At 44.3% G+C, this 14,978-nt stretch carries 14 protein-coding genes and 1 tRNA gene; 6 read left to right on the top strand and 9 right to left on the bottom strand.

The features are described from left to right. Positions 1 to 80: 80 nt before the first annotated feature. Positions 81 to 153, bottom strand: a tRNA-Lys gene (locus tag ISR87_05240). Between the two features lie 155 nt (positions 154 to 308). Here ISR87_05240 and ISR87_05235 point away from each other — a divergent pair. Next, positions 309 to 1,133, top strand: a complete 825-nt coding sequence (locus ISR87_05235) for a 2-oxo acid dehydrogenase subunit E2 (GenBank protein MBL7024841.1) — start codon at positions 309 to 311, stop codon at positions 1,131 to 1,133. Between the two features lie 26 nt (positions 1,134 to 1,159). Here ISR87_05235 and ISR87_05230 read toward each other — a convergent pair whose 3' ends face one another. Further along, positions 1,160 to 1,621: a DoxX family membrane protein gene (locus tag ISR87_05230; GenBank protein ID MBL7024840.1), complete on the bottom strand. Its 462-nt coding sequence runs from the start codon at positions 1,619 to 1,621 to the stop codon at positions 1,160 to 1,162. Further along, positions 1,621 to 2,133: a rhodanese-like domain-containing protein gene (locus ISR87_05225; protein MBL7024839.1), complete on the bottom strand. Its 513-nt coding sequence runs from the start codon at positions 2,131 to 2,133 to the stop codon at positions 1,621 to 1,623. Before ISR87_05225 ends, ISR87_05230 begins: the two co-directional genes overlap by 1 nt. Before the next feature lie 162 nt (positions 2,134 to 2,295). On the opposite strand from ISR87_05225, the gene hflK reads away from it, so the two are divergent. The 5 genes from hflK to argF all read left to right on the top strand — a co-directional run bounded on the left by hflK (position 2,296) and on the right by argF (position 7,265). Next, positions 2,296 to 3,291 (top strand): FtsH protease activity modulator HflK, encoded by a 996-nt coding sequence (hflK, locus tag ISR87_05220; GenBank protein MBL7024838.1) that lies wholly within the window; start codon positions 2,296 to 2,298, stop codon positions 3,289 to 3,291. Next, the gene (hflC, locus tag ISR87_05215; GenBank protein MBL7024837.1) at positions 3,288 to 4,139 is read left to right on the top strand and encodes a protease modulator HflC; all 852 of its coding nucleotides are present in this window, start codon (positions 3,288 to 3,290) and stop codon (positions 4,137 to 4,139) included. Before hflK ends, hflC begins: the two co-directional genes overlap by 4 nt. A gap of 183 nt (positions 4,140 to 4,322) precedes the next feature. Continuing rightward, positions 4,323 to 4,868, top strand: a complete 546-nt coding sequence (gene hslV, locus ISR87_05210) for an ATP-dependent protease subunit HslV (protein ID MBL7024836.1) — start codon at positions 4,323 to 4,325, stop codon at positions 4,866 to 4,868. A gap of 15 nt (positions 4,869 to 4,883) precedes the next feature. Further along, a complete protein-coding gene (gene hslU / locus ISR87_05205; protein ID MBL7024835.1) occupies positions 4,884 to 6,230 on the top strand; it encodes an ATP-dependent protease ATPase subunit HslU in 1,347 nt (448 codons plus the stop codon). Between the two features lie 99 nt (positions 6,231 to 6,329). After that, entirely contained in the window at positions 6,330 to 7,265 is a 936-nt protein-coding gene (gene argF / locus ISR87_05200) for an ornithine carbamoyltransferase (GenBank protein MBL7024834.1), read from the top strand. 399 nt (positions 7,266 to 7,664) lie between these two features. On the opposite strand, the gene ISR87_05195 is transcribed toward argF, so the two are convergent. The 6 genes from ISR87_05195 to ISR87_05170 all read right to left on the bottom strand — a co-directional run bounded on the left by ISR87_05195 (position 7,665) and on the right by ISR87_05170 (position 14,685). Continuing rightward, positions 7,665 to 8,654: a hypothetical protein gene (locus ISR87_05195; protein MBL7024833.1), complete on the bottom strand. Its 990-nt coding sequence runs from the start codon at positions 8,652 to 8,654 to the stop codon at positions 7,665 to 7,667. 133 nt (positions 8,655 to 8,787) lie between these two features. Beyond that, positions 8,788 to 9,831 (bottom strand): KamA family radical SAM protein, encoded by a 1,044-nt coding sequence (locus ISR87_05190; GenBank protein ID MBL7024832.1) that lies wholly within the window; start codon positions 9,829 to 9,831, stop codon positions 8,788 to 8,790. Positions 9,832 to 9,939: 108 nt separating this feature from the next. After that, complete coding sequence (locus tag ISR87_05185) at positions 9,940 to 11,952, bottom strand: 4Fe-4S dicluster domain-containing protein (protein MBL7024831.1); 2,013 nt, start codon at positions 11,950 to 11,952, stop codon at positions 9,940 to 9,942. 5 nt (positions 11,953 to 11,957) lie between these two features. After that, positions 11,958 to 12,443 (bottom strand): flavin reductase, encoded by a 486-nt coding sequence (locus ISR87_05180; GenBank protein ID MBL7024830.1) that lies wholly within the window; start codon positions 12,441 to 12,443, stop codon positions 11,958 to 11,960. Between the two features lie 161 nt (positions 12,444 to 12,604). Next, positions 12,605 to 13,045 (bottom strand): EVE domain-containing protein, encoded by a 441-nt coding sequence (locus ISR87_05175; protein ID MBL7024829.1) that lies wholly within the window; start codon positions 13,043 to 13,045, stop codon positions 12,605 to 12,607. Between the two features lie 59 nt (positions 13,046 to 13,104). Then, complete coding sequence (locus tag ISR87_05170) at positions 13,105 to 14,685, bottom strand: glucose-6-phosphate isomerase (GenBank protein ID MBL7024828.1); 1,581 nt, start codon at positions 14,683 to 14,685, stop codon at positions 13,105 to 13,107. Between the last annotated feature and the right edge of the window lie 293 nt (positions 14,686 to 14,978).

The raw sequence follows: 14,978 nt of genomic DNA, 5'->3' as shown, positions 1-14,978 counted from the left end.
CGAGCCTAGACCGTTAGCTTACCTTCTGATAAAGGTGCAATTCGCTAATTATAAAATACGTATGAATATTAAAAGGGTTGTGACCGCGGTAGGAATCGAACCTACGACCAATTGATTAAAAGTCAACTGCTCTACCAACTGAGCTACGCGGCCATGAAGCGTGGGTATCATTCTACTTGAAACCCTTTAAAAAGCGAGGCAATATAGTTTTGTCCCCACCGCGGGCAAAACAATTTCCAAGTGAATTAAAGGTTTTTAAATCGCCTATTTGGGATTGGTTGTTTTTATAAAATATCTATCTTGAGAGCATGGAAAAAATAAATAGTCCGTGGAGAGTCATCTCTACTGCAGTATACGGTGCCCCGAATGAGGGCAAGATATATGGTATGCTGGAGGTGGATGTTACCAATGCCTGGGATATGATTATGAGTCACCGGGCTGAAGGTAGACGCATTACTATGACCCACCTGGTAGCTGCAGCTGTTGGCCGATCTATTGGCTGGGATATTCCTGAGATGAACGCATTTGTCAAGCGGGGGGCAATTGTTCAACGAGATCAAGTGATTGTGACAGTGGCTGTCAACATGCATGGTGGCAAAGAAATGACCAGTGTGAAGCTGTATGATGCCCACAAGAAAACAGTTTTTGAAATAGCCGATGAAATTCGCAATCGCGTAGCACAAGCCCGGAGTGGAGATGACAATGCGACCATGGACAACAAATCTTTCATGGCTAAAATCCCCTGGCCTTTTCGTCGTGGGGCCTTTCTGCTTTTTCGATTTATCACCAATACCCTAGGAATTCAAATTAAATCCATGGGACTGGGTCACAATGCCTTCGGATCGATTCTCCTGTCAAATATAGGTTCTCATGGCCTGACCACAGGAATGGCAGCGTTGTTCCCTGGATCTAAACTGCCTGCAGTTCTCGTAATGGGAAAAGAGGAAGACAAAGCTGTGGTCCGGGATGGGGCGATTGTAATAAGAAAAATTTTACCACTCACAGGTACTTTTGATCATCGCATTATGGATGGCTATCATGGTGGCATGCTGGCCCATCACATCAAACGCTATCTTGAGCACGCAGAGCTTTTAGCGGAAGTTCCTCTCGAATTGAAAGAGGAAACTGTATAAACACCATCCCATCTGTACAAACAGGTTTATGATTTAGGCTGTACCAGCTTCGAACGGTATTCAATGAGTACAGAGCTGAGGAACAGCCCTGTATTTTGAAGGATTTTTAATAATCCAACATTGGATTCCTTACTATCCACACTAAAACATCCACAATTAAAATCCAGACCCCGGGCCATGGCTGAAACGGTTGCCAGAATAAATATCATGAGCAAACTACCAATGATAATATTGGCTGCGCGCTGGTACCGATTGATGATCAGGGCAATACCACATATGAGTTCCAACCAGGGAAGAATGATTGCAGAGATGTGGAGGAGGGGTAAGGGCAATATACGATAATTGGAAATCGACTTGGCGAAGAGACCGGGATTCCAGATTTTATCCAGACTGGCGTAGATAAAAAGTAGACCCAGGCCTATTTGAATGCTTCGAACGAACCATTCACCGTATTGACTCTCAAGGAAATTTTCTAAACTGGAACGCATCAGGGAGTACTCTCAGTGGGGTAACCTGCATCTCTCCATTCCTGCCAACCCCCAAAAAAGAAATTGACCTGAGAAAACCCCATCATTTTTAAATCGGCCGCCAGATCAATGGATGCGTTGCAATCTTCTCCATCACAGTAGGTGATGATGTGTCTATCAAAATCAAGACTCTCTAGATATTGGAGTGAATCCAGAAAGGCATGGACTGGTAAATTGACTGCATGGCTTATGTGACCAGATCTGAAATCCTCAGGGTTGCGAGCATCAAAAAACAGGGCCGAATTATTCCCGAAGGCCGTATAAGCATTTTTTAGTGAGATATTAGTTGCAGCTTTATCATCTCCATTCGGGTTAATGGAGATTGAGGGTACTGCCACCCCAGTAGAATCATCACCTACTACTGTGATGTCAGTTAATAAACCAATACCATTTGGTAGAACAGCCTGTGCAGATATACCCAACACTGTGGCCAGGGAAAACAAGGTGAGAATATCTCTAATGATTTTGTTCATCTGATTCATACGATTGATAATAAAATGAGCTCTAATTGAATCCTACAAGAAACTAAACAGATTCTACTTAATCAGGGAAAAGAATGTAAGTGAGTAGCGTATTCACCTGACTTTCGATGAGACGCCTTCTATATTCAAAGGCTATAATAAAAGGAGGAAAAGATGGCTGGAAAGCGTATTGTAATTGGTGACAGTGAGGTTGAGATTCCAGATTTTGGAATGAAGACCTTTATTTACCCAATATTGTTATTATTGTTGGTCTGGATATTTTTTGCCGGACCATTTTATGTTGTAGATCCTGAGCAAAATGGCGTTGTGAAAACATTCGGAAAACTCAGTGATATCACTGAACCTGGTTTAAGATTTAAATTTCCTTGGCCCATACAGACTGTTGAATTGGTCAACGTCGAAGAAGTTCGGCGTTTAGAGCTGGGTTTTCGTACGATCCGAGCTGGCGGGAGCTCAAATTCTGCTCAGTATAAGAAAGTACCTACTGAGGCCTTGATGCTTACTGGGGATGAGAACATCGTTAGTGTGGATCTGGTAGTCCAATACAAAATTAAGGATGCCGGGCAATTTCTGTTCCGAGTGGCAGACCCAGAGCGGGCTGTTTCACATGCTGCAGAAGCCTCTATCCGACAGGTCGTAGGATCTCAGCCCATTGATCAAACCCTGACAACTGGAAAAGCTATGATCGAAGCAGCGACGAAAGAGCTGCTTCAAAAAGTGCTGGATAGTTATGAGGCCGGTGTCTATGTCTCTGAGATCAAATTGCAGGATGTAACGCCACCTCAACAGGTTGATGCCGCTTTCAAGGATGTTCAATCTGCCAAGGAAGAAAAAGAGAAGAAGGTGAATATTGCCCTGGGATATCAGAATGAAATTATCCCTCAGGCCCGTGGAGAGGCAGCTCAGGCCTTCCAGGAAGCTGAAGCTTTCAAGCAAAAACGTATCAAAGAAGCTCAGGGTGATGCATCACGCTTTACACAGATGTTGAATCAGTATGAACTGGCGAAGGATGTTACCAAAACCCGAATGTATCTTGAGACCATGGAAGAGATTCTCCCTGGCCTTGATAAGTATATTGTTGATGGCAAAGATGCTGGTGGTCTGGTGAATGTTCTAAGCCTTGAGAAGGTGAAAGGGGGTGCGAAATGAGAAATATTGGATTAATAATCGTTCTCGCGCTTGTGCTCCTCGTGGTTTGGGGCGGTATCATGATCGTCGATGAAACGGAACAGATTGTTATCGTTCAATTGGGAAAACCTGTTCGCAATATTATGAAACCGGGATTGAACTTCAAGATTCCCTTTATCCAGTCAGCAACCGTTTTTGAAAAAAGACTGCTGGAATATGATAGTGCACCGAATACCATCTTGACCGAGGACAAGAAAAACCTGATTCTGGACAATTATGCCCAGTGGCGAATTTCTGATCCACTTAAATTTATGCAGACCATGCGTACACAGGCTCTGGCTCAATCTCGTTTGGATGATATTATTTATTCGAGCCTTCGAGTTCAGCTGGGTACCCATCTCATGCACGAGATCGTATCCACAATGCGCGATTCACTCATGCATAAGGTGACACAAAACGCTAATTTTACCGCTGCGGACTACGGGATTGAGATTGTGGATGTTCGTATCAAGCGGGCTGATCTGCCTCGTGAGAATGAACAGGCTGTCTTTGATCGTATGAAGGCTGAACGTGAAAGAATGGCGAAACAGTTCAGGTCTGAAGGTGACGAAGAGGCTGTAAAAATCCGAGCCGAAACCGATAAAGATCGTGAGATCATTTTGGCTGATGCATATAAATTAGCTCAGGAAGTTCGTGGAAATGGTGAGGCTCAGGCAATTAAAATATACGCCGATGCCTATACACAGGATCCAGATTTCTATGAATTTATTCGTACCATGGATGCTTACAAAAAAGTTTTTGATGACAAAACCAAGTTGGTCTTGACACCAGAATCAGATTTTCTCAGATATTTGAAGGAAATGAAATAGTCTTTAAACTTATCCTGAAGATAGACTGTAAATATTACCCAGGGGTGGCTGTCAGAATGGCAACCACCCCTTTGTTTATAAAGCCGTTCTCATCCCAAAAAGGATTGCGGCAACTGGGAGCTAATTTATATTCAGCGGCTTCAAAACAATGAAGCAATGAATAAGTAATATGAGGCACTTGATATGAGCATGTTTCCCGATCTTCACTCCACAACAATTCTGGGAGTCAGACATAATGGCAAAGTCGCCCTGGGTGGTGATGGCCAGGTCACTTTTGGGGATACTGTGATGAAGCATGGAGCAATAAAAGTCCGCGCTATCTTTGATGGTGAAGTCCTTGCTGGATTTGCAGGATCTGCTGCAGATGCTTTTGCACTATTTGAGAAATTTGAAGCCAAGCTTGATGAATTCAGTGGGGATCTGGTACGAGCCGCTGTAGAACTGGCCAAGGATTGGCGCATGGATAAAATGCTTCGCAATCTTGAGGCCATGTTGGTGGTCATGGATATCGATCATGGATTGATTATTTCCGGTAATGGTGATGTGGTTGAGTCCGATGATGGCGTCATGTCCATTGGATCCGGTAGTCCCTATGCTACAGCTGCTGCACGAGCTTTTATAGCCAGCGGGAAAAAGTCCCCAAAAGAAATTGTACGTATGTCACTTGAAATCACTGCGGATATCTGTATTTACACCAATAATAAAATCAATGTTTTAGAATTGAAATAAGAGAACCATATATACATGAGTAAATTTTCACTTACACCCAAACAAATTGTCCAGGAATTGGATAAATATATTATTGGTCAGGATAGTGCGAAAAAATCTGTGGCCATTGCCCTCCGAAATCGGTGGAGACGTCAACAGGTTACTTCAGAGATTCGTGATGAGATTCTGCCCAATAATATCATCATGATCGGTTCCACAGGTGTGGGAAAAACCGAGATTGCCCGCAGACTCTCACATCTTGTACAGGCTCCATTTGTAAAAGTGGAAGCCTCAAAATTTACAGAAGTTGGTTATGTCGGTAGAGATGTGGACTCTATGATTCGTGATCTGGTTGACAACAGTTACAATATTGTTAAATCGGAGCATGAGATTACCGTTCGTGAAGCAGCCCTTGAGATGACCAATGAACGTATTATGGACTTGCTGTTACCCCCGTTGAATAATCCAGATAAAGAATCTGCAGAGTATCAGCGCTATCAGACTACACGGGAGAAAATGTATGCCAAACTCATGGCTGGTGATTTTGAAGATCGTCAGGTGGAGTTCAAGGTTCAAGAGGATAGCAGCAGCAGTGCCATGATGCAAATCTTCAGTCCCATGGGGATGGATGATCTGGGTATGAATATCCAGGATATGCTGGGCAATGCCATGCCCAAAAAGAAGAAGATGCGTCGTCTGAGTGTGACTGAGGCAAGGGTGCTCATTACTGCCGAGGAATCTGATAAGCTCATTGACGAGGAAAAGGTCCAACATGAGGCCATTCGCCGAGCTGAGCAGGATGGTATCGTATTCGTTGACGAGATCGATAAGATTGCAGTTGAAAGAGGTGGCAGTGGTCCTGATGTATCGCGGGAAGGCGTCCAGCGAGATATTTTGCCTATAATTGAGGGGAGCACCGTTAAAACCAAATATGGGACTCTGACAACAGATCATATTCTCTTCATAGCAGCTGGGGCTTTTCACATGTCCAAGCCTTCTGATCTCATCCCAGAGCTCCAGGGAAGATTTCCTATCCGAGTAGAGCTTGAGAATCTGACAGAAGATGATTTTATTAAAATTCTCACTCAACCAAAATCTGCATTGTTAAAACAGTATACAGCACTGGTGGGTGCTGAGGATGTCAAAATTACATTTAACAAGGACGCCATCGCAGAGATCGCCAGGGTGGCATTCGAGGTCAATGAGAGTGTGGAAAATATTGGTGCAAGGCGGCTGCATACCATCATGAGTAAACTCCTTGAGGAGACTTTGTTTGACTTACCAAATGAAAATACAAAAAGTATAAAAGTCACCAAATCCATGGTTACCAATACATTTAAGGATACGATGGCAGATCAGGACTTGAGTAAATACATACTCTAGAGAAAGCTAATTGAAGACTCAATATCAAATGAAAATACAATCATTAAAGACTCCGTCTACAGGCGGAGTTTTTTTTACAATCGATGCAAAGGAGGCCGAATGAAGCGAGATTTTTTAGCCGTAACAGATTTTAGCAAGGAAGAGATCTATGAGACTTTTCGTATTGCAAAGCAGTTAAAAGCAGATGTAAAGGCAGGAAAAGAACATCATTATTTTGCCAATGAAACCATGTCCATGGTTTTCGCAAAACCCTCTTTAAGAACACGGGTGAGCTTTGAAACAGGTATGGTTCAATTTGGTGGTCATGCGTTATACCTCGGACCAAATGATATTAGTATTGGCAAACGCGAGTCTGTTAAGGATATCGCCCGGGTAATTTCTCGCTATAACAATTGGATTATGGCCCGGCTTTTCAAACATGAGCATATGCTAGAGATGGCCAAATATGCCTCAGTTCCTGTAATCAACGGTTTGACAGATTATAATCACCCCTGTCAGATCATGGCGGATATGTTGACCATTTATGAACATCACGGCAAGGTTGAAGGTCAGAAGGTTGTCTTTATTGGTGATGGTAATAATGTCTGCAATTCATTCCTGAATTTTGCCAGCGTCATTCCTTACCATTTTGTTCTGGCAGCCCCTGAAGGTTATGATCCAGATCTCGAGACATTAGCAAAGGCACAGGCAGCTGGTCTCAGCAAGATTGAAGTTGTTCGTGATCCCATTGAAGCCGCCAGGGACGCTGATGTCCTTTATACTGATGTGTGGACCTCCATGGGTCAGGAAGCTGAGCGTCAAAAACGTCTGGATGATTTTGACGGTTTCCAGATTAACGCTGAGCTATTGAGTCATGCCAAGTCAGATGCTCTGGTCATGCATTGCCTTCCCGCTCACTATGGTGAAGAAATCACTGAGGATGTACTAGATGGACCCAATTCAGTTGTATTTGACGAAGCCGAAAACCGTATGCACGCCCAAAAGGCTGTGATGGTGATGCTGGCAAAATCTGGTGGAGCAGATATTCAGATATAGTCGGGTCAACTAAGCACTAGTAAAAAAGAGGCTGTCCCAAAAGGGCGGTCTCTTTTTTTGAGGTCTAAGGGATATAGTGGTTAACGTCCTCTATAGTTGGCTTCAAAGATTTAGCCATTGAGCATGCGGACAAGACCATAGGGTAAAGTATGTTTTTCGCACAACGAATCTATCTACACCCTATGGGTTTCGATAGACAAGTCTGACGAAGTTTACGAAAGGTAATAAAGACAATTCGTTTTACTCGTTTAGTTCGTTAAAAAAAATGAGAGTTTAGCTTTTTGCTCGAGCTGTATCCAATCCCTCTTAGGGAGATCTGAACCAAACATCCCTATAGACTAAAAGAGGCCGCCTCAGGTTCTGAGACAGCCTCTTTTTTTATTTCGTAGTGTTATCAGATTACATGGTTCGGAAGGTATCATCCTCGGAATAGACATTGATCTCGCCATCCGCCTGAGAATAACCTGCTATAAACCACCAATAACGAGTATTACCGTTGAGGGGCGTGGTTGCGTTGGTGGGGTAGGTCACGCTCATGGTGTTTGCAGTCGTCGCATCCAGCTCAAAATCCCAGATATCTCCTGTTGCAGAAGAGGTACGAACAATGATTTTGTATTTTACGGCTTCATTGACATTTGACCATTCAAAGGTGGGAGTCAGAGAGGTATTTTCTACATCTCCAATGGGACGCATCAGAATGGGAACCTCCAGAGGGGTATCAGAGACAACAATGGTTGGGTCACTGTCTTTATGACCGATGTCGTAAGCTATGATTTTATAGTGGTAGGTATTTCCTGGTGTCACATCTTCATCGATATAGAAAATACCAGTTACTGAATCCAGATATGAAATCTCATCTGGCGAAAAGAGTGGTGTGGTTGCGGATCTGAAAACTTTATAGTAAGCAAAATCGGTTTCAGTATTCGCATTCCATGTGAGTTCAACATTCACTTCAAAATCATTGGGAATATTGTGAGCCTTGATAGCCAATCCAGTGGGGGTTGCTGGTGATAATAGATTTAAGGGCATAAGATTCACTTCATTGGAGAAGGGACTCTCGTTGTCACTATCATCCACAGCAGTCACTTTGTAGCCATACTCGATGCTGTAATCCAACTGACTATCGAGATAAAAGGTTTCAACTACGGAAATGAGAAGCGAGAAAGTGCCATTTCCGGAATCACGGTAAATGTTATAGGTGGCAACATCGTCATCGTCAGGTGCCTCCCAGCGTAAATAGATTTGGCCATCACCAGATTGATTGGCATCAAAGGCAAGACTTGTCGGGGCACCTGGTGCAGTAGTATCATCTTCTTCAGGATCGCTGCATGACCACATGAAAAGTGCCAGGCTGATTGCTAAAATTATAGTCAGGTAACGTTTAATCATATTATCCTCCGATTATTAATGTCTGCTAATTTAATATTATCCCGTGAGAGTCAAGGGCATTATCTCGAGGGATGCTTGTGCTCAGATGGATGTGATCTACGTCTATGTAATAGTGAGCTTAGTTGAGGGATGGTCAGATCCATTGATTTTGCAATGGAATTTTACCTGACCCATCAGATCTATCCTGGACATAGTGGGGGAGAGCATAGCCAGGTACTTCGCCCTGAAGTTCCTGCAGTATATCCAATCCATGCTGTTGTGACACGCGGAGATGACCTGTACCCTGGACCATATCAGCCTGGTGGAGGTAATAGGGTTTAACCTTCATTTCAATCAGGGATAGAAACAATTCTTTCAAAACCTCAGCCGAATCATTGACTCCCTTGAGAAGGACGCTCTGATTCAAGAATGGGATTCCCATGGATACCCAGTTCAGGATATGCTGTCGGGCTGTTGCAGTAATCTCGGCGGGGTGATTGAAATGAGCTGACACCCAGACCGGTTTCTGAAGTGAATTGATAATCGCACCCAATTCAGGTGTGAGCCGGAATGGGTTGACCACCGGTAGGCGTGTATGTATTCGGATCACGCGCAGATGTTGAATACTATCCAGCTCCTTAAAAATGGCGTGGAGTGCCTGGTCACCCAGAGTAAGGGGATCGCCGCCCGTGAGGATGACTTCCTCTATTTCCGGGTGGGATCTGATGTAATCGTACGCAGCTTGAAGATCCTTCTCACGGGCATTGTGCGCCGTATCTCCAACAAGACGCTTCCGGAAACAAAATCTACAATATACGGCGCACAGGGCCGTTGGCATGAGCAGGACGCGATTGCGATAGCGGTGGACAAGGGCCTTCAACGGCCGAGATCCGCGAGCGGGGTTTTCATCGCCTATGGGATCAACCAGTTCTTCAGCTAAAATATTCAACTCTTCAGAAGCTGGAACTATCTGTCTGTATATGGGATCTGTGTCATCATATTGGTTTATCAACCTGAAATAATAGGGTGTGATTCCCATGCGATAGGTGGAGGTTATCTCATGGAATTGGTCCTTGGGCATCTTGAGGTTGCTGCCAGCGTCTTCCAGCCATTCAGTGAGTGTTGAAAGATCTTGGCAACTTTGTGCATGCTGCCAGGTCCAGTCCTTCCAACGCGGGTTTTTAGGATGAGAAATCATGAGCGAGTCTAATCCCTGAGGGATTGAATGAAAATGCTTTTTCGGCTAAAAAGAAAAAGGTGCTCTGACCGGAATCAAAGCACCTTCTTTAATGATCAAGCTGTGCAGTTACTCTGTGATCGACTCAAGGAGATATTGAGCGATATCCTTACTTGATGTTTTTGTATCCAGCGCTTCTGCCATGATGCCATCATTTATCATGGTGGCACAGAAAGGACAGGCTGTGGCAACTTCATCTGGATTGACGGCCTTTACGTCCTCTATACGCTCAAGGTTGATGGTTTTATCGCCCAGGGTTTCCTCGAGCCACATGCGACCACCACCTGCGCCGCAACACATGCCTTCATTCTTGTTCCGCGGAAATTCCTCAAGCTTTACTCCAGGAATTGCTTTGATCACATCCCGGGGAGCTTCATAGATGTCATTGTGTCGGCCCAGGTAGCATGAATCATGGTAGGCAATATTGGCATTGCTGGCCTTGGAGGGGCTAAGTTTTCCCTGATCTACGAGTTCAGCTAGAAATTCAGCATGATGAATCACTTCGTAATTTTTCCCCAGAGCTTTGTAGTCATTTTTCAGTGCGTTCAGGCAGTGGGGGCACTGGGTGATTATCTTTGTCACACCGTAGTTATCGAAGGTGTCGATATTTTGTTGGGCCAACATCTGGAACAGATATTCATTTCCCAGACGACGGGCCGAATCACCGGTACAGGTTTCTTCGGTTCCAAGAACAGCATAATCAACATTTGCATGATTCATCAATTTGACCATGGCCTGAGAGACTTCCTGTCCCCGAGAATCGTAAGCACCGGCGCAGCCAACCCAATAGAGATATTCAGCTTTGCCTTTCTCTCGCATCATGGGAACTTTAAGATCACCAATCCAATTCTCACGGTCTTGAGCAGATTGTCCCCAGGGGTTGCCATTGACTTCCAGATTTTTGAAGGTGGCGACGGCCTCTTTGGGGAATTTACTCTCCATCATCACGAGATCTTGGCGGGCACGTAGTATGTCTACCATGGGTTCATTTGCAACGGGGCAAACTTCCACGCAATATCCACAACTGGTGCAGGCCCATATGGCATCTTCGGAAAGCATCCAGTCAGCCAGGCGATCTCCAGATTCTTTACCCTTTGCCAGATCAGACACATGATCGCGAATGTAATAACGCTTGTTAACCTCAATGGCTGAGGGTGAAAGAGGTTTCCCGGTGATGTAAGCTGGGCAGGCGTCCTGACAGCGGTTACACATGATACAGGCATAGGCATCCAGAATATTTTTCTGAGGAAGATGCTCCAGAAGGGCAGCACCGTATTGCTCAAGAGATTCATCTTCAAAATCAATGGTTTCAAATGAGGCTGCAGTATGATCATTTGAAGTGATCATGTGATTGAGGGGACCCATAAACAGATGGGCATGCTTGGTGGTGGGGAAGTAGGGTATAAAGGCCAGAATCAAGCCTATGGCCAGCCACCAGGCTGCGTGTTCGCTGAAAACCAGCGTTCCAGTGCTCATATCACTCCAAAGAGAAGCCAGAGCTGATGCAGCAGGTTGAAAGACATCAACTTCAGCCAGGGCTATTTCAAAAGATGCGCCGAGGAGTCTGAAGCCAACATGAAAAAATATGAAGAATGCCACCAGGGCAGAATCAGTGAAGACACCCTTGCGTGCTTTCTCATTCAACATAACTGTTTCATTGATATGCAGGGCGGGGTCGTTCTGGATAAATCGTCTGAAAAGGAAATATAGAACTCCCAGGAGAACGACTATACTGAAAATGTCCACGAAAAGGCGGTAGATATTGCCTGCTATGGAATCGGGGAGGAAGTGAAACCCACTAAACAGCCCATATATGATATCTATAAGGTTCACCAACATATAAAGGATGAATCCCCAGGAAACGCCCGTATGAATGATGGTCGCTACGGGTCGGGTTTTAAACAGTGGCTTTCCTAGAAGAGCCAGTATACCTGGCAGTATGCGCTTGAATGTGGTGGTCCAATCTATGGGTATGGCGCCTCTCCCAATAATCTTGAACATATTACCGAAAGTTGTGCGTGTGGCTCCCAGTGATCCTAGTAGGACTAATAAAAAGACTGCTTTTTCCCAACCTGTTAGCATGAGAATTATCCTCCGTATTGCCAGCCTGTCTCAGAGAGACACATGGCTTTCTCTTCTTCTCTATGAATACCTGAGTCTACAACCTGGGAGATGATGATATGATGATCCCCCTCCTCAACGATAGTTTTAACTTCACAAGCAAGCCAGGCAGGACTGGATTCCAGGATGGCTCCACCCAATTCGTGAGTCTTTGCAGGGAAACCACCAAAGGTATCCCCATCCCATGAACCAGGCTTAAAAAAGGCGCCTGCCAATCCCTTATCATCTTTGCTCACAAGACTGATAACTAAATTTTTATTGGTTTTGACTGCTTCATATAATCGGCTGTCTGCCTTGACAGCCATAGTCACCAGGGGTGGCTCAAAACTGCTCTGAGTAAACCAGGTTACCGTTGCACCTACTGCGTTTTCAGCCTTCCCGGAGGAAACAATAGCTACGTTGTGATGGAACAAACGCAATGTATGTTTTTTTGCATCTAAGTTGAAAGTCATGATAGATCCCTTTTGCTATTTAGAGCTAATCTAGTCGGACCATTGTTATTTATCAAATGAAAGCCTACCCTTAAAATTTGGGTAAAAATATGGTCAATTTATGTGCCTGACTTGTTGCAAATATTGAACCGAACTTTGTCAGGAAGCCGGTTCAAAAAATATTAACTGCCAGATATGACTTTGAGTAATAATAGTGTGTCTTCATCACGCAGCGCATGAATTTGACCCTGCAACCCCAATCGCCAGTTTTTTGCAGGCCATTTCTTAAAATGAAGGAGTTTATCTGAGAAGTCAGACATATTCAACCAGCGTTGTTCACCTAGAATCGTATGGGGAGAAATTTGAAATCTCCACGGATAACACTCCTCTGGATCTTTGCCCAGGTTGACCCAGATTTTATCTGAAGCTTCGGTGACAAAGGAATCAATTTTGACAACAGCGGCCAATTTCTGTTCACCTGTTATGTAGTAGAAAAAGTAATCGCCTGGTTCAATCTCCAAGGCTTTTTTTCGGTGCCGTTTCTTTAAACCCTGTTGGGAAAAATTGAGACTTGATGTGATTTCCAGATTCTGTTTTGATGATATAATGAGCCAGCCTGACATGGGCTATGCTATCCTTTGGTTAAATACAAGCAACTGAGATGCAGTGAATGGGTTTTGAACTAGCCCTGTTTAACTTTCACATGTGCTGGATCCATCAGCGAGCCCTGGATGTCCAGATGATGGTTCGCAGCATGATGGCGGAGAATATGATAGATAAGAATTTCTTGTCCTGCCAGAGACAACTTTTCACTGATCTCGCCTATGGATATAAAATCATCACTACTACTTAAGAGCTTAAGTATGGCATTTTTGACTTCCAGAACATTACCCGCAGCCTTTTTTCCAGCTTCCACTCCAGGTTGATGATAGGCATTGATGTTGATCAGCGTGGCATAGAGGCCGACTGCGCGTTCATAGAGAGCAATGAGGGCACCTATGCTACGCGGTGATACATCGGGGATGGTGATGGTGATAGATTTACGATCACTGGCGCTCAGCGCAGTCTGAGTACCCTTGTAAAACCCGAATAGGTAATCTCCACTACTATTTTGACCATCCACGAGGATGGAGGAACCTTCACGATCTGAAAGAACCTCAATAAAGGTGACAAAGAAGTTGTTCAGCCCATCGCGCAATTGCTGCACATAGGCATGCTGATCTGTTGAACCTTTGTTTCCATACACTGCGATACCCTGATGTACAAGGTTGCCTTGGGTATCCAGGCGTTTCCCCAGGGATTCCATGATCAATTGCTGTAAGTATCTACTGAAGAGGAGCAATCTGTCTTTATAAGGCAAGACAACCATGTCTTTACTTCCCTTGCCCTCACCGAGGATGAACCAGGCTTGGGCCAGGAGTGCAGCTGGATTATCAGAGATATCGCCGGAACGGGTGATCTCATCCATTGTAGAAGCTCCTGCAAGAAGAGCATCAATATCTATACCCAGCAATGCAGCAGGGAGGAGTCCCACTGCGGACATCACTGAAGTTCGACCACCCACCCAATCCCACATTGGGAAAATGGATAGCCAGTTGTCCTCAGAAGCCAGCTTATATAGTTGGCTATCTTGACCAGTAATTGCAACTGCTTGCCTACTGAAATCCAATCCTCGGTTTGTAAACACCTCCTGGGTTTCCAGCATACCATTTCGGGTTTCAGCAGTTCCACCGGATTTGGAAATTACGATAACGAGGGTCTCTGATAGTTTCTCTGAGAGATCTGAAAGGACCCGATCTATTCCATCGGGGTCTGTATTGTCTAGAAAGTGGATAGTCATACTCGTTTTGGGGTCCAGGGCATCAGCAATAAATTGAGGACCGAGGGCAGACCCCCCTATACCTATTAATAGGATATGCGAGAAAACAGTTACGTGAGGGGTGAGTAGTCGACCATGGTGAACTGCAGTTGCGAATGATTTTATACTGTTTATTGTCTCTTCAATTTGCTTAGTAATTTCAGCAGTTGGTGCCAGCGAGTGGTTCCTTAACCAATAATGACCCACCGGTCGATTTTCGTCAGGATTAGCAATAGCACCATTCTCTAGATCCTGCATATCATGGAGGGCTATTTTAAGAGCAGCCTCTAAATCTCTTATTGAAGCATCTGACAAATCAGCTTCATTTAGGTCTAAAAAGAAATTCAAGGCTTTATGGGTATATAATTTATCTGTATAACTTTCAAGGTTGGATGAAAAAGGCATCAGAAGTATCCTCTGTAATTGATAATAATAAACACTAGTCCAATATATATAACATGCCAAATAGTTGAACAATAAACTTGGTTTCAGAAAAGAAAACCCCCTTGATGACAGGGAATCAACAAGGGGGCTAGTCAGTGGAGATTATCCGATGCGATAAAATCTGACTAAGTATATAGGAAGCTGACTCAAAACAGAGGGGGAGGGCTGAAATCCAGAGTTAAAAAAGACTTGATGCGGGCGGAATATTCATGCCTGGATCGAACTTTTTTACCCTCTCTTGTCATTCGCTCTCC

Source organism: Candidatus Neomarinimicrobiota bacterium, assembly GCA_016784545.1.
Lineage (GTDB): Bacteria > Fidelibacterota > UBA8477 > UBA8477 > JABMPR01 > JABMPR01.
Note: the sequence above shows the minus strand (reverse complement) of the source record. Positions and strands in the feature narration are given on the sequence as shown.